This is a genomic window from Cellulomonas sp. HD19AZ1 (assembly GCF_004535805.1).
In the GTDB taxonomy this organism is placed as follows: Bacteria; Actinomycetota; Actinomycetes; order Actinomycetales; family Cellulomonadaceae; genus Cellulomonas; species Cellulomonas iranensis.
Map to the genome: position 1 here is coordinate 334,978 of NZ_SPHX01000006.1, position 25,022 is coordinate 359,999.

The window sequence follows — 25,022 nt, forward strand, 5'->3', positions numbered from 1 at the left end:
GCGGCGGTTCGTGGTCCCGCGCCGTCGGTGGCGCGGAGCCCCGCGGAGCCGCGCCTAGTGTGGCCCCGTGGAGTGGTTCCTGGATGCCGTGCCGCTGGCGGCGGGCGTGCTCGGCGTCCTCGTCGGCGCGGTCGCGATGGCGGCGTTCCGGTGGAGCGAGCGCGAGCAGCGCCGTGTGCCGCCGCAGCCCGAGCCGGAGCTCGAGGACGGCCTGGTGCGCACGCTGGCCGTGCTGCGCTCGGCGGCCGTGGTGCTCGACGCGCAGGACCGCGTGGTGCGGGCGAGCCCGCCCGCGCACGCGCTGGGCCTGGTGCGCGACGGGCGGCTCGTGCACGCCGCGATGCGCGACATGGTCACGGACGTGCGCCGCGACGGCGTGATCCGGGACGAGGAGCTCGACGTGCCGCGCGGCCCGGTCGGCCCGGCGCGGCTCATGGTCCAGGTGCGGGTCGCGCAGGTGACGCCGGACCACGTGCTGCTGCTCGCGGAGGACCTCACGCAGGCGCGCCGGCTCGAGGCGATCCGACGCGACTTCGTCGTCAACGTGTCGCACGAGCTGAAGACGCCCGTGGGTGCGCTGTCGCTGCTGGCCGAGACCGTGCAGGACGCGGCCGACGACCCCGAGGCGGTGCGCCGGTTCAGCGGGCGCATGCGCGCCGAGGCCGCGCGGCTGTCGGCGCTCGTGCACGAGATCATCGAGCTGTCGCGCCTGCAGGTCGCGGGCGCGCTCGAGGACGTCGAGGCGGTCGGGGTCGACGACGTCGTCGCCGAGGCCGTCGACCGCGCGCGCACGGGCGCCGACGCCAAGCAGATCCGCATCGCGGCGGGCGGCGACCGCGGGGTCACGGTGTTCGGCGACCACAACCTGCTCGTCACGGCCGTGCGCAACCTGCTGGACAACGCGGTCGCGTACTCGCCCGAGGGCACGCGCGTGAGCCTGGGCGTCCGGCGCCGCGGCGAGCTCGTCGAGATCGCGGTGGTCGACGAGGGCGTCGGCATCGCGGAGGCCGACCAGGACCGCGTGTTCGAGCGGTTCTACCGCGTGGACCCCGCGCGCTCGCGCGACACGGGCGGCACCGGGCTCGGGCTGTCGATCGTCAAGCACGTCGCGGCGGACCACGGCGGCGACGTGTCGGTGTGGTCGCAGCCCGGCCGGGGCTCGACGTTCACGCTCCGTCTCCCGGTGGCCGACGCGCGCGGCGACGACGCGCCGGACGCGTCCGCCGCGGACGCGCCGGACGCCGCCGGCACGACCTCGTCGACGCCGGGTGCGCCCGGCGCACCCGACCACCCGACCGACGCCCCGGCGCGCCGCGAGCCGCGCACGCCGCCGAACCTCTCCAGGAGCACCCCGTGACCCGCATCCTGCTCGTCGAGGACGAGGAGTCCTACCGCGACCCGCTGTCCTACCAGCTCGGCCGCGAGGGCTACGACGTCGTGACCGCCGCGACGGGCCCCGACGCGCTCGACGCGTTCGCCGAGCACGGCGCCGACCTCGTGCTGCTCGACCTCATGCTCCCGGGACTGCCGGGCACCGAGGTGTGCCGTCGGCTGCGCCTGGAGTCCGACGTGCCGGTCATCATGCTCACGGCCAAGGACGACGAGATCGACAAGGTCGTGGGCCTCGAGCTGGGCGCCGACGACTACGTGACCAAGCCGTACTCGTCGCGCGAGCTGCTCGCGCGGATCCGCGCGGTGCTGCGGCGCCGCGAGGCGGCGGGCCGTGCGCCGTCGGACGACGGCGAGGACGACGGCACGCTCGAGGTCGCGCACGTGCGCATGGACGTCGACCGGCACACCGTGCACGTGGACGGCGCGCTCGTGCCGTTCCCGCTCAAGGAGTTCGAGCTCCTCGAGATGCTGCTGCGCAACCCGGGCCGCGTGCTCACGCGGGGCCAGCTCATCGACCGTGTGTGGGGCTCGGACTACGTGGGCGACACCAAGACGCTCGACGTCCACGTCAAGCGCATCCGCGCGAAGATCGAGGCGGACCCGTCCGCGCCGACGCTGCTCACCACGGTCCGCGGGCTCGGCTACAAGCTGTCGGACGGCACCGAGGACTGACGTGCCGTGACGCACGTCGCACCCGGACGCGCGTCTGGTCGACCACCGTTCACCCGGGGTTCACCGAGCACCGCCGGTGCGGTCACCTGCCGCCCCTACCGTCGGCGTCGGCCGCGCACCGACCGGTGCGCGCGGACCGACAGGACGGGACACAGTGAAGCTCACCCCCCACAAGCGTTTCGGTGCGGTCGCCCTCACGGGCGTGCTCGCCCTCGCGCTCGCCGCGTGCTCCTCGACCTCCTCGGCGGAGCCGGGTGAGACGTCGGGCGCCGGCGGTGGCTCCGCGGCCGAGCTGAGCGGCTCGCTCGCCGGTGCGGGCGCCTCGTCGCAGGAGAAGGCCGTGGCCGGCTGGATCGCCGGCTTCAACGACACGTACCCCGACGTGGCCGTCAGCTACGACGCCGCGGGCTCGGGCGGCGGCCGCGAGCAGTTCCTCTCGGGCGGCGTGCAGTTCGCCGGCTCGGACGCCGCGCTCAAGCCGGAGGAGATCGAGAAGGCCACCGAGCGCTGCTTCGGCGGCGAGGCCCTCGAGCTCCCGCTCTACATCAGCCCGATCGCGGTCGTGTACAACCTGCCCGACCTCGACACCGAGCACCTGCAGCTCTCGGCGGCGACGATCGCGAAGATCTTCAACCGCGAGATCACGACGTGGGACGACCCGGCGATCGCCGCGGAGAACCCCGACGTCACGCTGCCGTCGACGGGCATCATCCCGGTCAACCGCAACGACGAGTCGGGCACGACCGAGAACTTCACGGAGTACCTCGCGGCGGCGTCGGACGGCGCCTGGCCGCACGAGGCCTCGGGCGACTGGCCGCTGTCCGGCGGGCAGTCCGGCAAGGGCACGCAGGGCATGATCGACACGGTCTCGGGCGCCGAGGGCGCGATCGGCTACGCCGACGCGTCGCGCGCCGGCGACCTGGGCACGGTCGCGCTGAAGGTCGGCGACGAGTACGTGCCGTTCTCGGCCGAGGCCGCCGCGAAGGTCGTCGACGCGTCGCCCGCCGCGGCGGACGCCACCGACAAGCGCCTGGTCGTCGAGCTCGACCGCACGACCACCGAGAAGGGCGCCTACCCGCTCGTCCTGGTGTCGTACTCGATCGCCTGCTCGACGTACGACTCCGAGTCGGACGCGAACAACGTCAAGGCGTACCTGTCCTACGTCGCGAGCCCGGAGGGCCAGGAGCGCGCGGCCGACCCGAGCGTCGCGGGCTCCGCGCCGATCTCGGACGACCTGCGCACCAAGGTGCAGGCCGCGATCGACGCCATCACGGTCGCGAGCTGACCGCACGGATGACCGCAGCGCGCACCCGCCCCGGGGACCGGCCCGTCGCCGGCCCCGGGGCGGGGGCGTGCCCGCACCGCCCCTGAGCACCGCCCCACCCTCCCCGCCCCTGCGGACCACACCCGGAGCAGCCGTGGCCGTCACCACCAGCACACCCCCGCAGCGGGGCGCCGACCCGCAGGCGCCCGCCGACGCGGGCGCCGCCGTGCGCGCCGCCTCGACCGGACGCGTCGCGAGCCGCGTCTTCGCGGGCCTGTCCACGGGCGCCGGCGTCCTCATCCTCGTGACGCTCGCCGCGGTCGCCGTCTTCCTCGTCATGGAGGCGTGGCCGGCCCTCACGGCGTCGTCCGAGGACCTCGAGGCGATCTCGTGGTTCAACGCGTCCTCGGTCGCCGCGTACGTCGGGCCGCTCGTCTTCGGCACGCTGCTGGCCTCGGTGCTGGCGCTGCTGCTCGCGGTGCCCGTGTCGATCGGCATCGCGCTGTTCATCTCGCACTACGCGCCGCGCCGGCTCGCGCAGGGCCTGGGCTACCTCATCGACCTGCTCGCGGCGATCCCGTCGGTCGTCTACGGCCTGTGGGGCGCGCTGTGGCTCATCGGGCAGCTCGACCCGGTGTTCACGTGGCTGTCGTCGACGCTCGGGTTCGTCCCGCTCTTCGAGGGCTACCAGGCGCCGGCCAAGAACGTGCTGTCGGCGTCGGTCGTGCTCGCCGTCATGATCCTGCCGATCATCACGGCCGTCTCGCGCGAGGTGTTCCTGCAGACCCCGCGCCTGCACGAGGAGGCGTCGCTCGCGCTCGGCGCGACGCGCTGGGAGATGGTGCGCATGGCCGTGCTGCCGTTCGGCCGCTCGGGCGTCATCAGCGCCGCGATGCTCGGCCTGGGGCGCGCGCTCGGCGAGACGATGGCCGTGCTCATGGTCATCTCGCCCGGGTTCCTCTACTCGTTCTTCCTGCTGAAGCCGGGGCAGCACCAGACCATCGCCGCGAACATCGCCTCGAAGTTCCCCGAGTCGAGCGGCCTGAGCGTCAGCGCGCTCATCGCGACGGGTCTCGCGCTGTTCGTCGTGACGTTCGCCGTCAACTTCGCCGCGCGCTGGATCATCGCGCGGCGCGCCGAGTTCTCGGGAGCCAACTGATGACCGCCGACGTCGCCCCCGCCGGGCTGCTCGCCGACGCCACGTACCGGCGGCTGCCGTCGTGGGCCCCGTGGGGGTTCGCGGGCGGTGCGCTGGTCCTCGCGTTCCTCGTGCTGCTGGTCGCCGGGACGCCGGGCGTGCCCGGCGTCGTCGCGCTCGGCGCGGCGCTGTACGTGCTGTCGCTGAGCATCACCTCGCGCGTGGTCGAGGGGCCGCGCCGCGCCGCCGACCGGCTCGCGACGACGCTCGTGACGGGCTCGTTCCTGCTCGCGCTGATCCCGCTGGTCTCGCTCCTGCTGCTGGTGCTCACGCGCGGCTCGACGTCGTTCAGCTGGTCGTTCCTCACGACCGACATGGTCGGGATCTTCGGCGACATGACCGACGGCGGCATCCGGCACGCGGTCGTCGGCACGCTCATGGTGACGCTCGCCGCGGCGGTGATCTCGGTGCCGATCGGCCTGCTCACGGCGATCTACCTCGTGGAGTACGGGCGCGGTCCGCTCGCGCGGGCCATCACGTTCCTCGTCGACGTCATGACGGGCATCCCGTCGATCGTCGCCGGCCTGTTCGCGTTCGCGCTGTTCACGCTGGTCTTCGGCCCCGCGTACCGCGCGGGCGTCATGGGGGCCGTCGCGCTCGCGCTGCTCATGACGCCGGTCGTCATCCGCTCGGTCGAGGAGATGCTGCGCCTCGTGCCCAACGAGCTGCGCGAGGCGTCGTACGCGCTGGGCGTCCCGAAGTGGCTGACGATCGTCAAGGTCGTGCTGCGCACCGCCGCGGCGGGCATCGTCACGGGCGTCATGCTCGCGGTCGCCCGCGTCATCGGCGAGACCGCGCCGCTCCTGCTGACCGTCGGCCTGGTGACCCAGGTCAACTGGGACCTGTTCGACGGCCGCATGGCGACCCTCCCCGTGTTCGCGTACCGCCAGTACGAGCAGGGCGGCACCGGCATCGACCGGGCCTGGGCCGCGGCGCTCACGCTCATCCTCATCGTCATGCTCCTCAACCTCGTGGCCCGGCTCGTCAGCCGCTGGTTCGCCCCGAAGGGCGCCCGCTGACCGCGGGCCCGCTCCGACCCGAAGGAAGGACCCTCCCCATGTCCAAGCGGATCGACGTCTCCGACCTCGACGTCTTCTACGGCGACTTCCTCGCCGTCGAGGGCGTCAACATGACGATCGAGGCCCGGCAGGCCACGGCGCTCATCGGCCCGTCCGGCTGCGGCAAGTCGACGTTCCTGCGCACCCTCAACCGCATGCACGAGGTCATCCCCGGTGCGCGCGTGCAGGGCAAGGCGCTCATGGACGGCCAGGACCTGTACGGCACCGACGTCGACCCGGTGACGGTGCGCCGGCAGATCGGCATGGTCTTCCAGCGCCCCAACCCGTTCCCGACGATGTCGATCGCGGACAACGTGCTCGCGGGCGTGCGCCTCAACAACCGCCGCATGTCGAAGGGCGACCAGCAGGACCTCGTCGAGCGGTCGCTGCGCGGCGCGAACCTGTGGAACGAGGTCAAGGACCGCCTCGCGCGCCCGGGGTCGAGCCTGTCGGGCGGGCAGCAGCAGCGGCTGTGCATCGCGCGCGCGATCGCCGTGAAGCCGCAGGTGCTGCTCATGGACGAGCCGTGCTCGGCGCTCGACCCGATCTCGACGCTCGCGATCGAGGACCTCATCGCCGAGCTCAAGTCGGAGTACACGATCGTCATCGTCACGCACAACATGCAGCAGGCCGCGCGCGTCTCCGACCGCACGGCGTTCTTCAACATCGCGGGCACCGGCAAGCCGGGCAGGCTCATCGAGATGGACGACACCGCGACGATGTTCTCGTCGCCGCGCGAGCAGGCCACCGAGGACTACATCTCGGGCCGCTTCGGCTGAGCCGTCCCCGCACGCACGACGGGCCGACCACCGCGCGGTGGTCGGCCCGTCGTGCGTGGTGCGGGGTCGGGGGGCGTCAGCCCTCCTCGTCGCCCTCCTGGCCGGACGGCTGCGACGCGTCGCGCGTGGCGGCGGGGGTGGCGGTCGACGTCGCGGTGGTGTCGGGGAGCAGCGCCTGGTACTCGGGCAGCTTGTCGTTCAGCACGGGCACCTGGAGCTGCACGGAGCCGCTCGACGCGGTCGCGACCGTGACGGTCGTCAGCCCGCCGGGGGCGGCGTCGACGGCGGCGACCTCGACGTCGGCCGTCTCGTACCGCGGGGGCGCGTCGGGGGCGCCGAGCAGCACGGTGGTCGACGCGGCGACGGGCACGCGGACCTCCTCGCCGGCGATCGTGAGCGTGACGGTCTCGTCCTGCGACGAGCCGTTGGCCAGCGCACCGGTGAGCGTGCCGGGCTGCCCCTCGGCCTGCGCGACGACGATCATGTTGAGCACGCGCACGTCGCCGACCGTGGTCGCGACGCCGTCGGACGGCTGGTAGTCCGCGATCGTCGCGATCGGGTTGGTGGCCGAGCAGCCGCTCAGCGCGAGGACGGCGGCGGCCGCCAGACCGGCGGCGGTCCGGGCGGTGCGGGGGCGGAGGCGGGTCACGAGGGCTCCTGCTCGGTCTCGCGCGCGGGGGCGGGGTGGGACGGTGGTCACGACCAGCACCCACGCGCGTGTGGTAGCGCGGGGAGCCGCAGGTCAGCCTACCCGTGGCGCGCCCCTGCGGGGGTGCCGGCGGGTGCCGGGCGGGTGCTGCGGGGGTCGTGCGCGGGTCCTGCGACGGTCGCGCGCCGGGCCCCGCGGGCGCCGTCGCGGCGTGCCGGGGCGTGCGCGGCCGTCGCGCGAACTGCGTGCGACGGGCGGGTGACGAGCCTCTGACCTGGGCGGACGCCCGGGAAGCGCCGGAAATCACGGCAATCCGGCGTGATACCATACACGTCTGCGAAAGGGGACACCTGCAGATGACTTTCACTGTTGGGGAGACCGTCGTCTACCCGCACCACGGTGCAGCCAAGATCGAGGAGATCAAGAGCCGGACCATCCGGGGCGAGGAGAAGATCTACCTCAAGCTCAAGGTCGCGCACGGTGACCTGACCATCGAGGTTCCGGCGGAGAACGTCGACCTCGTCGGTGTTCGCGACGTCGTCGGCCAGGAGGGCTTGGACCGCGTGTTCGAGGTGCTGCGCGCCCCGTACACCGAGGAGCCCACCAACTGGTCGCGGCGCTACAAGGCCAACCTCGAGAAGCTCCAGTCGGGCGACGTCATCAAGGTCGCGGAGGTCGTGCGCGACCTGTCGCGGCGCGACGCCGACCGTGGCCTGTCGGCCGGTGAGAAGCGCATGCTCGCCAAGGCCCGCCAGATCCTCGTCTCGGAGCTCGCGCTCGCCGAGAAGACCGAGGAGGACAAGGCCGAGGCCATCCTCGACGAGGTCCTCGCCTCCTGATCCGCACGCACGACGGTCCGGGTGCACGCCGCCCGGGCCGTCTGCTGTGTCGGGGACCCGTGCGCCCCGCCGCACGGGGCACGATGCGCACATGACCATCGCCGCCGTCCTCACCGCCGCCGGGAGCGGCACGCGCCTCGGGCACACGCTGCCCAAGGCGCTCGTGCCCGTGTCTGGCGAACCCCTCGTGGTCCACGCCGCCCGCGCCCTGCTCGCGGCGCGCACGGCGGACGGTGCCGCCGTCTCCCAGCTGGTCGTCTCGGCGCCCGAGGCGCATCTCGACGTGGTCGCGGCGCTGCTCGACGACGTGGTCGACGCGGCCGCGGCCGAGGTCCGGCTCGACGTCGTCGGGGGCGGGCGCACGCGTCAGGAGTCGGTCGCGGCGGGTCTCGCGGAGCTCACCGACGACGTCGACGTCGTGCTGGTGCACGACGCCGCGCGCCCCTTCGTCCCGGCGGACCTGGTGGCGCGGGTCGCCGACGCGGTGCGCGCGGGGCACGTCGCCGTCGTGCCGGGGCTCCCGGTGGTCGACACCGTCAAGCGGGTCGGCCAGGGCGACGAGCGCGGGCGGCCCGTGGTCGAGACCGTGCCGCGTGCGGACCTCGTGGCCGTGCAGACGCCGCAGGGCTTCGACCGTGACGTGCTCGAGCGCGCGCACGCGGTGGGCACCGGGCGCGGCGCGTCCGAGGCGACCGCCGCGTCGGACGACGCGGGGCTCGTCGAGGCGACGGGCGTCGCGGTGTGGGTGGTGCCGGGCGACGAGCGCGCGGCGAAGGTGACGACGGCCCGCGACCTGCTGGTCGCGCAGGCCCTGACGACGGGAGCGCTCGCGTGAACCTCCGCACCGGCATCGGCGTCGACGTGCACGCCTACGACCCCGACCCTGCGCCCGACGCGGTGCTGCACCTCGCGGGCCTCGAGTGGCCCGGGGAGCGGCCGCTCGCGGGGCACTCCGACGCGGACGTCGCGGCGCACGCGGCGGCCGACGCGCTGCTCTCGGCCGCCGGGCTGGGCGACCTCGGGGCGCAGTTCGGCACGTCCGACCCGCGGTGGGCGGGGGCGTCCGGTGCGGCGCTGCTCGCGGAGACGGCGCGGCGCGTCCGGGCGGCGGGCTTCACGCTGGGCAACGTCGCGGTGCAGGTGATCGGCAACCGGCCGAAGCTCGGCCCGCGTCGCGTCGAGGCGCAGGCCGTGCTGTCGATGGCGTGCGGCGCGCCCGTGACGGTGTCCGCGACGACGACCGACGCGCTGGGCCTGACGGGCCGCGGCGAGGGGGTCGCGGCGATCGCGACGGCGCTCGTCTCGCTCGGGACCGACTGACGTCCCGCGGGCGCCGCCCGCTAGCCGGCGGTGGCCGCCGGGACCGGCGTGGGCGCGTCCTGCGGTGCGGGACGGCGACGCGCGGGCGCCGACCCGAGCAGCACGCCGCCGACCACGACGGCGCCGAGCGCGAGCTCGACGGGCGGCACGGCCTCGCGCAGCACGAGCCACGACGCCGCGATCCCGACGACGGGGACGAGCATCGAGAACGGTGCGACGACGCTCGACGGGTGGCGCGTCATGAGCCACGTCCACAGGCCCGTGCCGACGAGCGTCGCGACGAGCACGGTGTACGCGAGGCCGCCGAGGGCGGCGAGTCCGGTGGGCGACGTGAGGCCCCGGAACGACGCGGCCACGGCGTCCGGGCCCTCGACCAGGAGCGAGACCGCGAGCATCGGCAGCGGGGGCACGACCGACATCCACAGCACGAGGCGGAAGGGCGCGTCGGTGCGGGCCTGGCGGTTGGCGAGGTTGCCGAGCGCCCAGCCGAGGCCGCCGCAGAGCGTGAGGACGACGGGCAGCAGGGTCGCGCCGCCGTCCAGCCCGGCGCGGTGCACCGCGATGCCGCCGAGCCCCAGCACGGCGACCAAGACGCCCAGGCCCTGCCGCGGGCTGAGGCGCTCGCGCAGCAGCGCGGCCGCCAGGAGCACGGTGAACGGCGCCGAGGACTGCAGCACGAGCGACGCGAGACCGGTCGGCATGCCGGTGTCCATGGCGAGGTAGAGGAACAGGAACTGCAGCACGCCGAAGCCGAGCCCGTAGCCCAGCACCCAGCGCCACGCGACGCGCGGCCGGGGGACCAGCAGGACCGTGGGGACGGCGATGACCGCGAACCGCAGCGCCACGAGCAGGAACGGCGGGAACTGCTGGAGCGAGAGGTGGATCGCGACGAAGTTGAGGCCCCAGGTGACGGCGACGAGGGCGGCGAGCAGGCGGTGACGGAGCGGCACGCGGTCGAGTCTGCGGGGCTCGACCGTGCAGCACCATCGAAAAGACCTGCAGCGACGATGTAGCGTCACTGCATGGATCCGTCCGCTCTCTCGACGCTGCGGGCGGTGCGCGCGCACGGCGGCGTCACCGCGGCCGCGGCGGTGCGGCACCTCACGCCGTCCGCCGTGTCCCAGCAGCTCGCGACGCTGCAGCGCGAGGTCGGCGTCGCCCTCACGGAGCGCGCGGGTCGCGGCGTGCGCCTCACCCCCGCGGGCCACGCGCTCGCGGACGCCGCTCTCGACGTCGCCGTCGCGCTCGAGCGCGCGCGTGCCGCGTGCGACGCGTTCGTGGCGAGCCCCGGCGGGACCGTGACCGTCAGCGCGTTCTCGAGCGGCGCCGAGCTCCTGCTCCCGGGCCTCCTGGGCCGCGTCGCCGCGCTCGGGGGAGTGACGGTCGAGTGCGCGGACGAGGACGTCGCGCAGGACCGGTTCGTCGCGTTGACCGACCGGTTCGACCTCGTGGTCGCGCACCGGCCCGACGGCGGCGTCGGGTGGGGGGCCGACGTCGTGGTCGAGCCGCTCCTGCGCGAGCCGCTCGACGTGGCCGTGCCGTCCGACCACCCGCTGGCGGCCGGCGGGTCGGTCGCACCCGGGGACCTGGTCGACCTGCCCTGGATCGCCGTGCGGGAGGGGTTCCCGGTCGCGCGCGTCCTCGACGAGCTGACCGTGCGCACGGGCGTCGAGCCGCGGGTCGTGCACCGCATCAACGACTTCCACGTCGTCGAGGCGCTCGTCGCCGCGGGGCACGGCGTGAGCCTGCTGCCGCGCTTCACGACGCGCGCGGGGCCGGGTTCCGGGCTGCGGCTGCTGCCGCTGCGCGACGTGCGCGCGGGTCGCCTGGTCGAGGTGCTGCTGCGCCCGGACCGTGCGCGCCGGGTCGCGGTGCAGCGCGTGCTCACCGAGCTGCGAGCGCTCGCCGCGGACGTCGCCGCGTCCACGTCCTGACCGCGGTGTCAGGATGTGGACACGCTTCCACCCGGGCGGGTGAACCTCGGCACGCGGACCCCGGCCGTGGTGCGGCAGGGGTCGCGGGGCTCGTCGCGAACCGGGCGAATCACCGGTACGGTCCGACGCCGTGACAGTGCCATCGACGGACGACGGGCGCACCGCCGCGCCCGCACCCGGCAGCACCGTGCCGGCGCTCGGTCCGCGCGGTCTGCCCCAGCGCGTCCCCGGGCTGCCGGTGCGGCAGCGCGACCGGGTCTCGCTCGAGACCCTCCGCGCCACGTTCGCGGGCCTCCAGCAGGTCGACGAGCGCGCGCGCCCCACGGTCGCGCTCGAGCCGCCGACGGACCTGCCGCCGGTGTGGCCGCCCGTCACGGGTGCGCTGCCCCGCGTCGGAGGCTGATCCCCTCGCGGGGTGCGCGGTCAGTGCGCGGGGCCGAGCACGCGGTCGACGTACGCGTTGCGGAACGTCCCCGCCGGGTCGACGCGCGCGCGGACCCGGTTCGCGTCCGCCAGCCGCGGGTACAGCGACGCGAGCGTCCCGTGGTCGAGCCCGTGCATCTTGCCCCAGTGCGGGCGCCCGCCGACGGCCGCGACGATCCGCTCGGCCGCGTCGAAGTACCGGCGGTGCGGCAGCCGGTGGTACTGCTGGACCGCGACGTAGGCCGTCTCGCGGCCGTGCGCCGTCGACAGCCACACGTCGTCCGCGGCCGCGAACCGCACCTCGAGCGGGAAGGGCACGTGCGCCCCGGTCGCGCGGAACCACGCCGCGAGCTCGTGCACGACGTCCCGCACGGACTCGCGGGGCACGGCGTACTCGGCCTCCCGGAACCGGACGCGCCGCGGCGACACGAGCACCTCGTGCGACGCGGCGGTGTACGTGCGGGGCGGCAGCCCCGCGGTCTGGAACCGGTTGAGGGCCGGGGTCAGGCGTCGGCTGCGGGTCGCGACCTCCTGCGCGGCGCCGAACGCCACGTTCGCGAGCAGCTCGTCGTCGAGCACGTGGCGCCACGTCGGCAGGGGGCGGTCGACGTCGTCCGTGACGTCGTTGCGTTTGGTGAGCGTCGTCGCCGTGTGCGGGAACCAGAAGAACTCGAAGTGGTCGTGCCCGTCGACCAGGTCGTCGAGCCCCTCGAGCACCGCGGGCAGCGGCATGGCCTCCTCGCGCGCCAGCAGCCGGTACGCCGGCACGACCTCGAGCGTGACGGCCGCGAGCACCCCCGCCGTGCCCAGCCCGAGCCGCGCGAGCTCGAACAGCTCCGGCTCGTGCGTGCGCGACGCCTCGACCACGTCGCCCGCGGCCGTCACGACGCGCAGCCCGACGACCTGCGTCGGGAGCCCGCCGAGACGCGCGCCCGTGCCGTGCGTGCCGGTGCTGATCGCGCCCGCGACCGACTGGCGGTCGATGTCGCCGAGGTTGCGCATCGCCAGGCCGCGGGCGGCGAGCCCGCGGTTGAGGGCGTGCAGGCGCATGCCTGCGCCCACGGTCACGTGCGTGGTGCCGTCGGGCCGTGGCGTGACGCGCTCGAACCGGGCCAGCGCGTCGAGGTGCACGTGGACGCCGTCGGTCACGGCGGCGCCCGAGAACGAGTGCCCCGCGCCCACGGCGCGCAGCCGCTCGCCCGACGCGGTGGCGGCGACGACCTCGGCGACCAGCTCGTCCAGGTCGCGCGGCCGGGTGACCCGCCGCGGCACGGCGCTCTCGGTGCGCGCCCAGTTGCGCCAGCGCTCCGGCCCGGTGCTGCCGGGCGCGTGTCCCCCCATCCTGCGAGCATGGGATTGGGCGGCCGTCCAAGTCAAGTGTGTGAGACCCTTGACTAACGTCATGACGGCCGATGAGATTATCCTCGGGAAGAGTGACGTCACGGCGCCCGGGGGGGTGCGCCGGTCGTCGCCGCGAGGAGGAACCATGAACCGTCTACCGGTCGCCGAGCGACGCGAGCAGCTCATCGAGGCGGCGCTGGTCGTCGCGTGCCGTGACGGGGTCGACGGTGCGACCGTCCGCGCCGTCGCCGCCGAGGCAGGTGTCTCGCTCGGGGTCGTCCACTACTGCTTCCGTGACAAGGACGAGCTCCTGCGCGCGATGGCGCACACGATCACGTTGCGCAACACCGCGCGCGGCGAGGCTCAGATGCCCGAGTCCGCTCCCGTCGCCGACCTGATCATGGGTGTCCTCGACACCGTGTGGGACAACATCCGCGCGACGCGCGGCCCGCAGCTGCTCACGTACGAGCTGACGACGACGTCGCTGCGGCACCCCGAGCTCCGCCAGGTCGGCGTCGACCAGTACACGTACAGCTGGGCGGTCGCCGAGCACTTCCTCGAGGAGGTCGAGCGCGCAGGCAGCATCGTGTGGCGCGTGCCGCGGCACCTCATCGCGCGGTCGATCATCGCGGCGGTCGACGGGTTCTCGCTCGCGTGGCTCGTCGACGGTGACGACGACGCCGGGTACCAGGGCCTGCGGCTGTTCGCCGAGCACCTCGCGACGCTCGCGGTGCCGGTCGACGAGTCCGCGCTGCTCGGCGAGACGCGCGACGCGCCCGAGAGCGACGCCGACACACCCCGCCTCCCGTCGCCCGTCGCACCGTCAGGGGTAGCGTCCCTGGCATGACGTCGACCCCCGTGCGTCCCCCGGCCGCCGCCCCCGCCCCGTCCGGCGGTGGCGCCGACCCGGCGGGACGCACCGTGGGGCAGCGCCTCGACGCCGCGACGACGGGGCGTCCGGGGCCGCTCGTGGTGGTCGACCTCGACGCGCTCGAGGCCAACGCCGCCGACGTCGTGCGGCGCGCGGGCGGCGTGCCCGTCCGCGTCGCCAGCAAGTCCGTGCGGGTCCGGCACGTGCTCGAGCAGGTGCTCGCCCGCCCCGGGTTCGCGGGCGTGATGGCGTACGCGGCCGCCGAGGCGCGCTGGCTCGTCGGCCGCGGCGTCCGGGACGTCCTGCTCGGCTACCCCACGGTCGACACCGTCGCGATCGACGCGATCGCGGCCGACGCCGACGCCGCTGCCGCCGTGACGTTCATGGTCGACGACACCGCGCAGGCTGACCTGCTCGCGTCCGCCGCGCGCCGCCACGACCGGACGCTGCGCGTGTGCCTCGACGTCGACGCGTCCCTGCGCGTGGGGCGCGGGCCGCTCGCCGTGCACCTCGGCGTGCGTCGCTCGCCGGTCCGCACCCCGGCGCAGGCCGCCGCGCTCGCCACCGCCGTGCAGGCCCGCGGCGGGCTCGAGGTGCGCGGCGTGATGTTCTACGAGGCCCAGGTGGCAGGCCTGCCCGACACGTCGCTCGCGGTCCGGCTCGTCAAGGCCGCGTCGGTGCGCGAGCTCGCCGTGCGGCGCGCCGCCGTCGTCGACGCGGTCACCGACGCGCTCGGCCGGCCGCTCGCGCTCGTGAACTCCGGCGGCACGGGCTCGATCGAGGTGAGCGCGTCGGCCCCGGCGGTCACCGAGGTGACGGCCGGTTCGGGGCTGTTCGTGCCCACGCTCTTCGACGGGTACCGCGCGTTCCGCCCGCGGCCCGCCGCGTACGTGGGTCTCGACGTCGTGCGCATCCCGGGCGACGGGTGGGCCACCGTCTTCGGCGGCGGCTACGTCGCGTCCGGCCCGGCGACGCCGACGCGCCTGCCGCGGCCCGTGTGGCCCGAGGGGCTGCGCCTCGCGCCGCGCGAGGGGGCCGGCGAGGTCCAGACCCCGCTCCGGGTGCCCGCCCGTGCGGACCTGCGCGTCGGCGACCGCGTGTGGTTCCGGCACGCCAAGGCCGGCGAGGTCATGGAGCGGTTCGCCGAGGTCCACCTGGTGCGCGGCGACCGCGTGGCGGCCACCGTCCCCACCTACCGGGGCGAGGGCGTCTGCGTCGGCTGACGTCGCCGCGCAGGTCCGGGTCGGTCGCGGGGGTCCCGCGCCGGTAGCCTGGGCGGGTGACTCTGCGGCTGTTCGACAGCGGCACCCAGGCGGTGCGTGACTTCGTCCCCCTCGTCGAGGGCCGGGTCGGCATCTACCTGTGCGGTGCCACGGTGCAGTCACCACCGCACGTGGGGCACGTGCGCTCCGCCGTCGCGTTCGACGTGCTCGTGCGGTGGCTGCGGCGGCAGGGGCAGCGCGTGACGCTGGTCCGCAACGTCACCGACATCGACGACAAGATCCTCGCCAAGGCCGCCGCGGCCGGGCACGAGTGGTGGGCGTGGGCGCTGACCAACGAGCGCGCCTTCACGTCCGCGTACGACGCGCTCGGCGTCCTGCCGCCCGACTACGAGCCGCGCGCCACCGGGCACGTGCCGGCGATGCTCGCGCTCATGGAGCGGCTCGTCGAGCGCGGGCACGCGTACGTGGCGGGTCCGGGCGACGTGTACTTCGACGTGCGGTCGTGGTCGGACTACGGCTCGCTGACCAACCAGCGCGTCGACGACATGACCGACGTGCCGGACGACGCGGGCTCCGGCAAGCGCGACCCGCACGACTTCGCGCTGTGGAAGGCGCCGAAGCCCGGCGAGCCCGCGACCGCGGCGTGGGACACGCCCTTCGGCCGCGGCCGCCCCGGCTGGCACCTCGAGTGCTCGGCGATGGCGCACCGCTACCTCGGCGAGACGTTCGACATCCACGGCGGCGGCCTGGACCTGCGGTTCCCGCACCACGAGAACGAGCAGGCGCAGTCCCGGGCGGCCGGCTACGGGTTCGCGCGCCACTGGCTGCACAACGGCTGGGTCACGCAGGGTGGCGCCAAGATGAGCAAGTCCCTGGGCAACGGGCTGCTGGTCAGCGCCGTGCTCGAGAAGGCGCCTGCGGCGGTGGTCCGGTACGCGCTGACCGCCGTGCAGTACCGCTCGATGCTCGAGTGGACGGACGACACGCTCACCGAGGCGGCCGCCACGTGGGACCGCCTGGCCGGGTTCGTGCAGCGCGCGACCGAGCGGGTCGGGGCCGTGCCGGCCGCGGAGGTCGCGACCGCGGCGCTGCCCGCGGCCTTCGGCGCCGCGCTCGACGACGACCTCAACGTGCCGGCCGCGCTCGCGGTCGTGCACGAGACCCTGCGGGCGGGCAACACCGCGCTCGCCGCGGGCGACGACGCCGCCGCGCGCGACGCGATGGTCGCGCTGCGGGGCATGCTCGACGTGCTGGGTCTCGACCCCGGGTCGCCGCAGTGGGCCACCACCGGCGGCGACGACCGCACGGCGCGCGCCCTCGACGCGCTCGTGCGCGCCGAGCTCGACGCGCGCGCCTCGGCCCGTGCCGCGCGCGACTGGGCCGCCGCCGACGCGATCCGCGACCGGCTGACGGCGGCGGGCGTCGTCGTCGAGGACTCACCGACGGGTGCGCGCTGGACGCTCGCGGCACCCGTGACCGACACGACGGAGGACTGATGGCCGGCAACTCGCAGCGCCGCGGCGCGACCCGCAAGGCGGGGACCAAGAAGGGCGCACGCGTCGGGACGGGCGGGCACAGCCGCCGCGCGCTCGAGGGCAAGGGGCCCACGCCCAAGGCCGAGGACCGCCCGTACCACGTGGCGCACAAGCGCAAGGTCGCGGCCGACAAGGGCGCGACAGGTGGGCGTGGGACGTCCGGACGACCGTCGGCGGGTGCCGCCCGCTCGGCCGCCGGGCGCAAGGGCGGCCGGACGTCCTCGACCCACGAGATCGTGGGCGGGCGCAACTCGGTCCTCGAGGCGCTCCGCGCCGGGATCCCGGTGTCGACCGTCTACGTCGCGTCGCGGCTCGAGGCGGACGACCGCACCAAGGAGATCGTGTCGATCGCCGCGGACGCGGGGTACCCGCTGCTCGAGGTCAGCCGCGCCGAGCTCGACCGGCTCACCGACGGCGCGGTCCACCAGGGCGTCGCGATCCAGGTGCCGCCGTACGAGTACCTCGACCCCGACGACCTGCTCGACACCGCGGAGGCGTCGCAGACCGCGCCGCTGATCGTCGCGCTCGACGGCGTGACCGACCCGCGCAACCTCGGCGCGGTCCTGCGCTCGGCGGGGGCGTTCGGTGCGCACGGCGTGCTCGTGCCCGAGCGGCGCGCGGCCGGTGTGACCGCGTCGGCGTGGAAGGTGTCGGCCGGTGCCGCCGCGCGCGTGCCCGTCGCACGCGCGACCAACCTGACGCGCGCGCTGCAGGACCTGCGCGCCGCGGGCGTGTTCGTCGTCGGCCTCGACGCGGGCGGCGACGTGCCGCTGGGTGAGCTGCCGTTCGCGACGGACCCGCTCGTGCTCGTCGTCGGCTCCGAGGGCAAGGGCCTGTCGCGGCTCGTGCGCGAGCAGTGCGACGCGATCGCGTCGATCCCCATCGCGTCGGCCGTCGAGTCGCTCAACGCGGGCGTCGCCGCCGGGATCGCGCTGTACGAGGTCGCGCGCCAGCGCGCCTGACGCGCCCCGCCCCGGCCGGCGTCAGCCGATGAGCCGGTCGGGGTCCAGATCGTCGTCGACGCGCGGGGTCTCGCCCGTCTCGCCGTCGCGCAGGTCCTCGGCGCGCGTGCCCAGGACGGCCTGCTCGTCGGGCCGGCTCGGCAGGATGTGCCGCACGTAGCTCGCGGCGACCTCCGTCATCGGCACGTCGCGGTCCTCCTGCTGCGACAGGTACCAGCGGTGGTCGAGCAGCTCGTGGTAGATCTGCGCGGGCTCGAGCTTGCGGCGCAGCTCGCGCGGCACGCTGCGCACCGCGGGCTCGAAGATGTCGGTCAGCCAGTCGTGCGCGACGAACGCCTCGTCGTCGGCCTGCCGGTCGGTCGCGGCGCGGTACTCGTCGAGGTCGTTGAGCAGGCGGCGGGCCTGGTTCTCCTGCACGTCGAGGCCCGTCAGGCGCATGAGGCGACGCGAGTGGTGCCCGGCGTCGACGACCTTGGGCTGGATGCGGACGGTCGTGCCGTCGAGGTCGGTCGTGATGTCGAGCTCGCCGACGTCGAAGCCGAGGTCGTTGAGCCGGTCGATGCGTGCCTGCACGCGCCAGCGCTCGCCGTAGCCGAACGCCTCGACCTCGGTGAGCGCGCGCCACAGCTCGTCGTACCGGACCACGAGCGCCTCGCCGATCGCGACGACGTCCTCGTCCTCGTCGAGGAACTCGCCGGCCTGCAGGTCCATGAGCTCGCCGATGATGTTGACGCGCGCGACCTCGAGGTCGTACGCGCGCTGCCCCGGGCTGAGCCGGTCGTGCAGGTCGCCGGTCTCGGCGTCCACGAGGTACGCGGCGAACGTCTCGGCGTCGCGGCGGAACAGCGTGTTCGACAGCGACACGTCGCCCCAGTAGAAGCCCGCGAGGTGCAGGCGGACCAGCAGCACGGCGAGCGCGTCGATGAGGCGCGTCGCGGTGTCGGGTCGCAGCGCCTGGCTGAACAGCGCGCGGTACGGCAGCGAGAACTGCAGGTGCTGCGTGATGAGCACGGCCTCGAGCGGCTCGCCGTCGGGCGAGCGGCGACCCGTGATGACGCCGACGGGCTCGACGCTCGGCACCTCGAGCTTGCGCAGCTGGCGCAGCAGCTCGTACTCGCGGTACGCGACGGTCTCGCCGATCTCCTTGATCGCGATGACCCGCCCCGAGAGCCGCGCGAACCGCACGATGTGCCGCGAGATGCCGCGCGGCAGGGCCGCGAGCATCTCGGTGGGCCAGTCCTCGAGCGGCACGTCCCACGGCAGGTCGAGCAGCGCGGGGTCCGGGTTCGCCGCCGTGATCTGCAGGCGCTGCGCCGTTCCGCTCATGGCTCGATCCTCTCAGGTGGGGCGGCGGGGTCCGTGCGGGGACCGTGACCGTCGCGTGGAACGCCCGAGGCGGGCCCGGTCGACCGGACCCGCCTCGGTGCGTGCGCTGCTGGGTGTCAGGCGATGCGCTCGCCGGAGCCCGCGTGGAACAGGTGCTGCTCGTTGGGGCGGATCCGGACGTAGATCGTGTCGCCGATCTTCGGGACCGAGCGGGGGTCGACGCGCACGATGATCTGCGCGTCGCCGGCGCCCGAGTGCACCGCGGCGGCCGCACCGAACTCGTTGGTGAGCGCGCCGTACACGTACGCGTCCGAGCCGAGCTCCTCGACGAGGTTCACGACGACCGGGAACGAGTCCTGCGTGCCCTGCGGCACCGTGTCGAGCGACTCGGGGCGGAAGCCGACCGTGATGTGGCCCTTGTCGTCGTCCGTGAGACGGCCCACGACCTCGCGCGGCAGCGCGAGACGCGACGAGCCGACGGACGCCGCACCCTCGAGCACGGGGAACGTGCCGATGTTCATGGCGGGCGAGCCGATGAAGCCGGCGACGAACACGTTGGCGGGCGTGTCGTACAGCGCACGCGGCGTGTCGACCTGCTGGAGGATGCCGTCCTTGAGGACCGCGATGCGGTCGCCCATGGTCAGGGCCTCGACCTGGTCGTGCGTGACGTAGACGGTCGTGACGCCGAGGCGGCGCGTGAGCGACGCGATCTGCGTACGGGTCTGGACGCGGAGCTTGGCGTCGAGGTTCGACAGCGGCTCGTCCATGAGGAAGACCTGGGGCGAGCGGACGATCGCGCGGCCCATGGCGACGCGCTGACGCTGACCACCCGAGAGGGCCTTCGGCTTGCGGTCCAGGTACTGGGTGAGGTCGAGGATCTTCGCGGCCTCCTCGACGCGCGTGCGGATCTCGGCCTTGGGGGTGCCGGCGATCTTGAGCGCGAAGCCCATGTTGTCCGCCACGGTCATGTGGGGGTACAGGGCGTAGTTCTGGAAGACCATCGCGATGTCGCGGTCCTTGGGCTGCACGTCGGTGACGTCGCGGTCGCCGATGAGGATGCGCCCGGCGTTGACGTCCTCGAGGCCCGCGAGCATGCGGAGCGAGGTCGACTTGCCGCAGCCCGAGGGGCCGACGAGGACGAGGAACTCGCCGTCCTCGATGTGCAGGTTGAGCGCGTCCACCGCGGGGCGCTCCGTTCCCGGGTAGATCCGGGTCGCGTGGTCGAACGTGACCGTAGCCATGGCTGTGCCAATCCCTTCACCGGCAGGTACGTGCCGGACGATCCGTCGTGAAGAGTGTCAACGCAGGTCCGCGGGGGTACGCGGGCCTGCCGAGCCCTCTGTGTCTCCGCTGACACGGATCGAGGACGGTCAAGACCGTCCTCGGTCGCGGCGCCAGTATGGCACAGGTCACGGGGCCGGCCGGCGGGACCGTCGGCCCGGCGGGCACGGGTCAGACGAGCGCGTCGCGCAACGTCGCGAGGGCCGCGACGGCGGCCTCCGGGTCGGCCACGCGGAAGCGCGCGACGGTGTCGCCCGGGCCGACCTTGACCGTCACGTCGTCGGCGTCGAGCGCCGCGAACGCGTGCTCGTCGGTCACGTCGTCGCCGGCGTACAGCACGACCGGTGCGCCGAGCTCGTGGCGCAGCGCCTGCAGCGCCGTGCCCTTGTCCGCCGGCAGCACCGACAGCTCGACGACGTCCTTGCCGTGCATCGTGCCCACGCCCAGCTCGCCGCCGAGCGCGACGGCCTCGGCCTCGGCGGCGTCCGCGACGTCGCGCTCGGCCAGGCGCGTGTGCACCACGACGGCCGTCGGCTTGGTCTCGACCCACACGCCGTCACGCCCGCGCGCGACCGCGGCCGTGCGCGCGCCGAGCGCCGCGAGCCGGTCGGCCTGCTCGTGCGTCAGCTCGACGACGTCCCGGTCCAGCCCGAACTGCGTGACGCGGGCGCGCTCGGCGCCGTGGCTGCCGATGAGGTACGTGCCCGGCGGGACCTGCGCGAGCGCGTGCAGGTCGCCCATGGCGCGCCCCGAGACGAGGGCCAGCACGACGCCGTCGAGCGCGGCGAGCGCCGCGAGGACCTCGACGCCCGCGGGCAGGATGCGCGACGCCGACGGGTCGTCCTGCAGCGGTGCGAGCGTGCCGTCGAAGTCGAGCGCGACGAGCAGCGGGCGCGCCGCCGGGTCCGCGGCGAGCGCCGTGAGACGGGTCGTGAGGTCGGTGGTGGGGTCGGTGGTCGTGTCAGCCACGGCTGCTCCCGGGCATCGCGGTCAGCGCCGCGAGGAACTCGTCGGACCACGCCGCGACGTCGTGGCTCAGGACGCGCCGCCGCAGCTGGCGCATGCGCTTGCGGGACTCGCGCGCGTCGAGGTGCACGGCGGCGACGATCCTGTCCTTCATGCCGTCGATGTCGTGCGGGTTGACGAGCACGGCGCCGCTCAGCTCGTCGGCGGCGCCCGTGAACTCGCTGAGCACGAGCGCGCCGCGGTCGTCGGACCGTGCCGCCACGTACTCCTTGGCCACGAGGTTCATGCCGTCGCGCAGCGCGGTGACGAGCATGACGTCGGCCGCGAGGTACAGCGCCGCCATCTCCTCCATCGGGAACGACTGGTGCAGGTACTGCACGGGCGTGTGCCCGACCTGCCCGTGGTCGCCGTTGATGCGGCCCACGAGCAGCTCGACCTCGTCGCGCAGCTGCTGGTAGGCGCCGACGTTCTCGCGGCTCGGGCTCGCGACCTGCACGAGCACGGTGTCGGTGGGGGACAGCCGGCCGTCCTCGAGGAGCTCGCCGTACGCCTTGATGCGGTGCCGGATGCCCTTGGTGTAGTCGAGCCGGTCGACGCCCAGCAGCAGGTGCTCGGGGTCGCCGAGCTCGCGGCGGATCTCCCGCGCACGCTCCTGCACCTCGGGCGTGCGGGCCAGCGCGTCGAACGCGCGCGAGTCGATCGAGATCGGGAACGCGGCCGCCCGCACGACGCGCTGCGCGTCGGTGCCCTCGTCGACGGTGACGGTCTGGCCGCGGGTCGTCAGGTCGGTGACGCGGCGCACGACGCGCACGAAGTTCGCGGCGTCGCCCGCGCGCTGGAAGCCCAGCAGGTCCGCGCCGAGCAGCCCCTCGACGACCTGCCGCCGCCACGGCAGCTGCGCGAAGATCTCGAGCGGCGGGAACGGGATGTGGTGGAAGTAGCCGATCCGCAGGTCGGGCCGCAGCTCGCGCAGGTACGCCGGGACGAGCTGGAGCTGGTAGTCGTGCACCCACACCGTCGCGCCGGGCGACGCGTCGCGCGCGGCGGCCTCGGCGAACCGGCGGTTGACGCGCTGGTACGCGTCCCACCACTGCCGGTGGAACGTGGGCGGCGCGATGACGTCGTGGTAGAGCGGCCAGAGCGTGTCGTTCGAGAAGCCCTCGTAGTACCGCTCGACGTCGTCCTCCGTGAGCGTCACGGGCACGAGCTGCGTGCCGTCCACGTCGAACGGGTCGAGCTCCAGGCCGGGCGACCCGCCCCAGCCGACCCACGCGCCGTCGGCCTTCGCCATCACGGGCGCGAGCGCCGTGACGAGGCCGCCGGGGGAGCGGGTCCAGCTCGGCGCGCCGTCGTCGTCCAGGCTCACGTCGACGGGCAGCCGGTTCGCGACGACGACCAGGTCGTAGCCGTCCTGCGGGGTGTCGGTGGGCAACGACATCAACTCCTCGAGGTTCGCCATGACCCTAGTCGTCCTATGGGTGACACGCTCGGGGACGGCCAGGACCCGTCCGGGCCCGTGACCGGCTAGGTTGCCGGGCATGGAGCGGATCGGTCTGACGCCGGGGTCGGAGATCGGCGGGTACACCGTGGTGGCCCCGCTCGGTTCCGGCGGCATGGGGACCGTGTACCGCGCGGTCGACGGCGGCGGCACGGCCGTCGCGCTCAAGCTGCTGCACCCGCACGTCGGGTCGGACGCGACGGTGCGCGCGCGACTGCTGCGCGAGGTCGCCGCGCTGCAGCGGCTGCGGCACCCCGCGGTCGCGGCCGTGCTCGACGCCGAGGCGGACTCCACCGAGGCGTTCCTCGTGACGGAGCTCGTCGCCGGGGACACGCTGACCAAGCACGTGCGCGAGCGGGGGCCGCTCGACGCCGACGACCTCGTCGCGCTCGCCGAGGGCCTGCGGGCCGCGCTCGCGGCCGTGCACGCGGCGGGCGTCGTGCACCGCGACCTCAAGCCGTCGAACGTGCTGCTCACCGACGACGGCCCGGTGCTCATCGACTTCGGGCTTGCGCAGGGCGTCGACGACGACGCGAACCTCACGACCGCGGGGCTCGTGCTGGGGACGCCGGGCTACCTCGCGCCCGAGCTGCTCGACGGCGGCGACCCGAGCCCGGCGACGGACATGTGGGGCTGGGCCGCGCTGCTCGCGTTCGCCGCGACGGGCCGCGACCCGTTCGGCTCCCGGCCCGTCGAGGCCGTCCTGGCGCGCGCGCGCTCGGGCGACGCGGACCTCGCCGACGTCGGCCCGCTGACCGCAGCTGCGATCGCGGGCGCGCTGCGCCCCGAGCCCGCCGAGCGGACCGACCCCGAGGACGTCGTCGCGGCCCTGCGCGCCGTGGCCGCCGAGGGCGACCTGCCGCCGGGCGCCGTCGCGACGGTCGTGCTGCCCGCGGGCGGCGCCGATGACGTCGCGACGACCGTCGTCGACCCGGACGACCTCGACGAGGACGAGGGGGACGGCCCGGACGAGGACGACCTCGCGACCGAGCACGTCGCGTCGTCGCCGCGGGACGTGCAGCCGACCACGGCGCTCGGCGCCGGAGCCGCCGTGGCCTCCGCGGCGGTGCCCGTCAACGACGGGCGCACCGTTGCCGTGCCGGTCGGCGACGACGACCCGCACCGGACGACAGCGCTGCCCCCGACGGTCCCGCCGTCCGCCGCCGACGCCTGGCAGGAGGACTGGCAGGACGAGGACGGGCAGGACGGCGACTGGCAGGACGGCGACGAGCGGTGGCTCGGCGACGACCTCGCGCCGGACCCCGACGCCGCCGACGACGGCCCCTGGTACGTCCGCCCGCCGGCGCGTCGTCGCTGGGGGTCGATGCTCGCGATCGGCCTCGTGGTGGTGCTCGCCGCGATGCTCCAGCCGTTCGTGACGCTGCTCGTCGTCGTGGTGCTCGCGGTGCTCGTGCGCACCGTCGGGCTCGCGGTCGAGACCATGCACACGCGCCGCGAGCGCCGCGGCGTGCGCCGCTCCGACGTGCCGCTGGCCGTCACGGCGCTGCCCTGGTACCTGCTGCGCGCCGGGCTCGCGGTGCTGCCCCCGCTGCTGGTCGGCGGGGCGGTCGTGACGATCGTCGGCGGGATCGGCTGGTGGCTGCTGGGCTCGGGGCGGTGGGAGATCGGCGGCTCGCCGGGCGGCGAGCCCCCGCAGGGCACGACGGCGCGGCTGGTCGTCGCGGCGCTCACCCTCGTGCTCGTCGGGTTCGTGTGGTGGGGCCCGCTGTCGCGCATGACGCGCACGGGCGCGCGCCGCACGCTCGCGCTCGTCGCGCCCGGCCCCGTGGGTGCGCTCGTGGTCGTCGTGCTCGCGCTGGTCGGCGCGCTGCTGCTGTTCGACGGCCTGGTCGACGCGCGGCCGATCGGCTGGTGGCCGCTGTCCGAGCCGCCTGTCCTGCCGAACCCGTGAGCCGAACGGCGTGACCCGCGCCCGCGCGTACGCCTACCCTGGGCCCGTGCGTGTGACGCGGGCGGTGCGAGGGGCGACCCCCTCCGCCGCGCGTGCCCACCTGCTGGGCCTGCTCGGCGTGCTGCTGTCGGTCGCGTCCGTCGTGCTGGGCGTGCAGGGGCGCGTGCTGCTGCACCAGTGCCTCGCGGCCGAGGGCCCGCTCGCGGCGCTCGGCATGCGCCTGGCGGTGCTGCGCTCGGCCGCCGAGTGCCCCGAGGGCGCGGTCGGGCTGGGCGCGACGTCGCAGGGCGCCGTCGTGCTGCTCAGCGTGGCGCTGCCCGTGCTGGCCGCGCACGTGCTGCTCGCGGCGTGCGGGCTCAGCCTGGGCGCCGCCGCCCGGCGTGGCGCCGCCACCGCGCGTGCGCTGCTCGCGGCGCGGCTCGTCGCGCGGACGCCGGTCGCACCGGTCGTCGTGCCGGCGCGCGTGCGCGTCGTCGCCGACGTCGCGGTGCGGGTCCCCGCGGGGCGCGTGCTCGACCCGGCCCGGCCGCACCGAGGACCGCCGGCGCGCTGAGCAGCGCCCGCCCGCACGTCCCCGCC

24 protein-coding genes are annotated in these 25,022 nt (G+C 75.0%); 17 read left to right on the forward strand and 7 right to left on the reverse strand.

What is annotated here, in order from left to right:
• Nucleotides 1–67 precede the first annotated feature (67 nt).
• The 6 genes from E4A51_RS14730 to pstB all read left to right on the forward strand — a co-directional run bounded on the left by E4A51_RS14730 (nucleotide 68) and on the right by pstB (nucleotide 6,363).
• Entirely contained in the window at nucleotides 68–1,357 is a 1,290-nt protein-coding gene (locus E4A51_RS14730) for an ATP-binding protein (protein ID WP_070318864.1), read from the forward strand.
• Complete coding sequence (locus E4A51_RS14735; RefSeq protein ID WP_070318865.1) at nucleotides 1,354–2,064, forward strand: response regulator transcription factor; 711 nt, start codon at nucleotides 1,354–1,356, stop codon at nucleotides 2,062–2,064. The genes E4A51_RS14730 and E4A51_RS14735 overlap by 4 nt, the downstream gene beginning before the upstream one ends.
• 154 nt (nucleotides 2,065–2,218) lie before the next feature.
• Entirely contained in the window at nucleotides 2,219–3,349 is a 1,131-nt protein-coding gene (gene pstS, locus E4A51_RS14740; protein ID WP_070318866.1) for a phosphate ABC transporter substrate-binding protein PstS, read from the forward strand.
• Nucleotides 3,350–3,482: 133 nt separating this feature from the next.
• Nucleotides 3,483–4,487, forward strand: coding sequence for a phosphate ABC transporter permease subunit PstC (gene pstC, locus E4A51_RS14745; protein WP_046530070.1), 1,005 nt, complete (start codon nucleotides 3,483–3,485; stop codon nucleotides 4,485–4,487).
• Nucleotides 4,487–5,545: a phosphate ABC transporter permease PstA gene (pstA, locus tag E4A51_RS14750; protein WP_046530071.1), complete on the forward strand. Its 1,059-nt coding sequence runs from the start codon at nucleotides 4,487–4,489 to the stop codon at nucleotides 5,543–5,545. Before pstC ends, pstA begins: the two co-directional genes overlap by 1 nt.
• Before the next feature lie 38 nt (nucleotides 5,546–5,583).
• The gene (gene pstB, locus E4A51_RS14755) at nucleotides 5,584–6,363 is read left to right on the forward strand and encodes a phosphate ABC transporter ATP-binding protein PstB (RefSeq protein WP_046530072.1); all 780 of its coding nucleotides are present in this window, start codon (nucleotides 5,584–5,586) and stop codon (nucleotides 6,361–6,363) included.
• Nucleotides 6,364–6,439: 76 nt separating this feature from the next.
• Here pstB and E4A51_RS14760 read toward each other — a convergent pair whose 3' ends face one another.
• Nucleotides 6,440–7,012, reverse strand: a complete 573-nt coding sequence (locus tag E4A51_RS14760; protein ID WP_046530073.1) for a hypothetical protein — start codon at nucleotides 7,010–7,012, stop codon at nucleotides 6,440–6,442.
• Between the two features lie 356 nt (nucleotides 7,013–7,368).
• Between E4A51_RS14760 and E4A51_RS14765 the strand changes: the two genes are divergently transcribed.
• The 3 genes from E4A51_RS14765 (at nucleotide 7,369) to ispF (ending at nucleotide 9,171) form a co-directional block, all read left to right on the forward strand.
• Nucleotides 7,369–7,851 (forward strand): CarD family transcriptional regulator, encoded by a 483-nt coding sequence (locus tag E4A51_RS14765; protein WP_046530074.1) that lies wholly within the window; start codon nucleotides 7,369–7,371, stop codon nucleotides 7,849–7,851.
• A gap of 91 nt (nucleotides 7,852–7,942) precedes the next feature.
• Nucleotides 7,943–8,686 carry a 2-C-methyl-D-erythritol 4-phosphate cytidylyltransferase gene (gene ispD / locus E4A51_RS14770; RefSeq protein WP_134852218.1) on the forward strand — a complete coding sequence of 248 codons (744 nt, stop codon included), beginning with the start codon at nucleotides 7,943–7,945 and terminating at the stop codon, nucleotides 8,684–8,686.
• Complete coding sequence (gene ispF / locus E4A51_RS14775) at nucleotides 8,683–9,171, forward strand: 2-C-methyl-D-erythritol 2,4-cyclodiphosphate synthase (RefSeq protein WP_070318868.1); 489 nt, start codon at nucleotides 8,683–8,685, stop codon at nucleotides 9,169–9,171. Before ispD ends, ispF begins: the two co-directional genes overlap by 4 nt.
• 20 nt (nucleotides 9,172–9,191) lie before the next feature.
• Here ispF and E4A51_RS14780 read toward each other — a convergent pair whose 3' ends face one another.
• Nucleotides 9,192–10,121 carry an EamA family transporter gene (locus E4A51_RS14780; protein ID WP_134852219.1) on the reverse strand — a complete coding sequence of 310 codons (930 nt, stop codon included), beginning with the start codon at nucleotides 10,119–10,121 and terminating at the stop codon, nucleotides 9,192–9,194.
• Between the two features lie 72 nt (nucleotides 10,122–10,193).
• Between E4A51_RS14780 and E4A51_RS14785 the strand changes: the two genes are divergently transcribed.
• Both E4A51_RS14785 and E4A51_RS14790 read left to right on the forward strand, forming a co-directional pair.
• Nucleotides 10,194–11,105 carry a LysR family transcriptional regulator gene (locus E4A51_RS14785; RefSeq protein WP_070318870.1) on the forward strand — a complete coding sequence of 304 codons (912 nt, stop codon included), beginning with the start codon at nucleotides 10,194–10,196 and terminating at the stop codon, nucleotides 11,103–11,105.
• 130 nt (nucleotides 11,106–11,235) lie between these two features.
• On the forward strand, nucleotides 11,236–11,508 hold the full coding sequence (locus E4A51_RS14790; RefSeq protein WP_134852220.1) for a hypothetical protein: 273 nt from the start codon (nucleotides 11,236–11,238) through the stop codon (nucleotides 11,506–11,508).
• 20 nt (nucleotides 11,509–11,528) lie between these two features.
• Here the strand turns inward: E4A51_RS14790 and E4A51_RS14795 are convergent, their stop codons facing one another.
• Nucleotides 11,529–12,869: a D-arabinono-1,4-lactone oxidase gene (locus E4A51_RS14795; protein ID WP_070318872.1), complete on the reverse strand. Its 1,341-nt coding sequence runs from the start codon at nucleotides 12,867–12,869 to the stop codon at nucleotides 11,529–11,531.
• A 145-nt stretch (nucleotides 12,870–13,014) separates the two neighbouring features.
• On the opposite strand from E4A51_RS14795, the gene E4A51_RS14800 reads away from it, so the two are divergent.
• From E4A51_RS14800 to rlmB, 4 genes are read left to right on the forward strand one after another with little or no spacing between them, the layout of a single operon-like run.
• Complete coding sequence (locus E4A51_RS14800) at nucleotides 13,015–13,716, forward strand: TetR/AcrR family transcriptional regulator (protein ID WP_134852221.1); 702 nt, start codon at nucleotides 13,015–13,017, stop codon at nucleotides 13,714–13,716.
• A complete protein-coding gene (locus E4A51_RS14805; RefSeq protein ID WP_082739759.1) occupies nucleotides 13,713–14,963 on the forward strand; it encodes an alanine racemase in 1,251 nt (416 codons plus the stop codon). The genes E4A51_RS14800 and E4A51_RS14805 overlap by 4 nt, the downstream gene beginning before the upstream one ends.
• 56 nt (nucleotides 14,964–15,019) lie before the next feature.
• Entirely contained in the window at nucleotides 15,020–16,459 is a 1,440-nt protein-coding gene (gene cysS / locus E4A51_RS14810) for a cysteine--tRNA ligase (RefSeq protein WP_134852222.1), read from the forward strand.
• Nucleotides 16,459–17,460, forward strand: a complete 1,002-nt coding sequence (gene rlmB, locus E4A51_RS14815) for a 23S rRNA (guanosine(2251)-2'-O)-methyltransferase RlmB (protein WP_134852223.1) — start codon at nucleotides 16,459–16,461, stop codon at nucleotides 17,458–17,460. Before cysS ends, rlmB begins: the two co-directional genes overlap by 1 nt.
• Before the next feature lie 21 nt (nucleotides 17,461–17,481).
• Here rlmB and E4A51_RS14820 read toward each other — a convergent pair whose 3' ends face one another.
• The 4 genes from E4A51_RS14820 to E4A51_RS14835 form a co-directional block, all read right to left on the reverse strand.
• Nucleotides 17,482–18,786 carry a DUF4032 domain-containing protein gene (locus E4A51_RS14820; protein ID WP_046530084.1) on the reverse strand — a complete coding sequence of 435 codons (1,305 nt, stop codon included), beginning with the start codon at nucleotides 18,784–18,786 and terminating at the stop codon, nucleotides 17,482–17,484.
• A 116-nt stretch (nucleotides 18,787–18,902) separates the two neighbouring features.
• Nucleotides 18,903–20,027 (reverse strand): ABC transporter ATP-binding protein, encoded by a 1,125-nt coding sequence (locus E4A51_RS14825; RefSeq protein ID WP_046530085.1) that lies wholly within the window; start codon nucleotides 20,025–20,027, stop codon nucleotides 18,903–18,905.
• Nucleotides 20,028–20,238: 211 nt separating this feature from the next.
• Nucleotides 20,239–21,036, reverse strand: a complete 798-nt coding sequence (gene otsB / locus E4A51_RS14830) for a trehalose-phosphatase (RefSeq protein WP_134852224.1) — start codon at nucleotides 21,034–21,036, stop codon at nucleotides 20,239–20,241.
• Nucleotides 21,029–22,492, reverse strand: a complete 1,464-nt coding sequence (locus tag E4A51_RS14835; protein WP_167748930.1) for a trehalose-6-phosphate synthase — start codon at nucleotides 22,490–22,492, stop codon at nucleotides 21,029–21,031. The genes otsB and E4A51_RS14835 overlap by 8 nt, the downstream gene beginning before the upstream one ends.
• 79 nt (nucleotides 22,493–22,571) lie before the next feature.
• Here E4A51_RS14835 and E4A51_RS14840 point away from each other — a divergent pair, with 79 nt between their 5' ends.
• Nucleotides 22,572–24,443, forward strand: coding sequence for a serine/threonine-protein kinase (locus E4A51_RS14840; RefSeq protein ID WP_134852225.1), 1,872 nt, complete (start codon nucleotides 22,572–22,574; stop codon nucleotides 24,441–24,443).
• 46 nt (nucleotides 24,444–24,489) lie between these two features.
• Nucleotides 24,490–24,996 (forward strand): hypothetical protein, encoded by a 507-nt coding sequence (locus E4A51_RS14845; RefSeq protein WP_134852226.1) that lies wholly within the window; start codon nucleotides 24,490–24,492, stop codon nucleotides 24,994–24,996.
• Nucleotides 24,997–25,022: the final 26 nt, after the last annotated feature.

Coding starts and splice junctions, on each gene's coding strand:
- pstA (WP_046530071.1), top strand. CDS start 4,487: ATGACCGCCGACGTCGCCCCCGCCGGGCTGCTCGCCGACGCCACGTAC.
- pstB (WP_046530072.1), top strand. CDS start 5,584: ATGTCCAAGCGGATCGACGTCTCCGACCTCGACGTCTTCTACGGCGAC.
- E4A51_RS14765 (WP_046530074.1), top strand. CDS start 7,369: ATGACTTTCACTGTTGGGGAGACCGTCGTCTACCCGCACCACGGTGCA.
- ispD (WP_134852218.1), top strand. CDS start 7,943: ATGACCATCGCCGCCGTCCTCACCGCCGCCGGGAGCGGCACGCGCCTC.
- E4A51_RS14785 (WP_070318870.1), top strand. CDS start 10,194: ATGGATCCGTCCGCTCTCTCGACGCTGCGGGCGGTGCGCGCGCACGGC.
- E4A51_RS14795 (WP_070318872.1), bottom strand. CDS start 12,869: ATGGGGGGACACGCGCCCGGCAGCACCGGGCCGGAGCGCTGGCGCAAC.
- E4A51_RS14800 (WP_134852221.1), top strand. CDS start 13,015: ATGAACCGTCTACCGGTCGCCGAGCGACGCGAGCAGCTCATCGAGGCG.
- E4A51_RS14805 (WP_082739759.1), top strand. CDS start 13,713: ATGACGTCGACCCCCGTGCGTCCCCCGGCCGCCGCCCCCGCCCCGTCC.
- rlmB (WP_134852223.1), top strand. CDS start 16,459: ATGGCCGGCAACTCGCAGCGCCGCGGCGCGACCCGCAAGGCGGGGACC.
- E4A51_RS14820 (WP_046530084.1), bottom strand. CDS start 18,786: ATGAGCGGAACGGCGCAGCGCCTGCAGATCACGGCGGCGAACCCGGAC.
- E4A51_RS14825 (WP_046530085.1), bottom strand. CDS start 20,027: ATGGCTACGGTCACGTTCGACCACGCGACCCGGATCTACCCGGGAACG.
- E4A51_RS14835 (WP_167748930.1), bottom strand. CDS start 22,492: ATGGCGAACCTCGAGGAGTTGATGTCGTTGCCCACCGACACCCCGCAG.
- E4A51_RS14840 (WP_134852225.1), top strand. CDS start 22,572: ATGGAGCGGATCGGTCTGACGCCGGGGTCGGAGATCGGCGGGTACACC.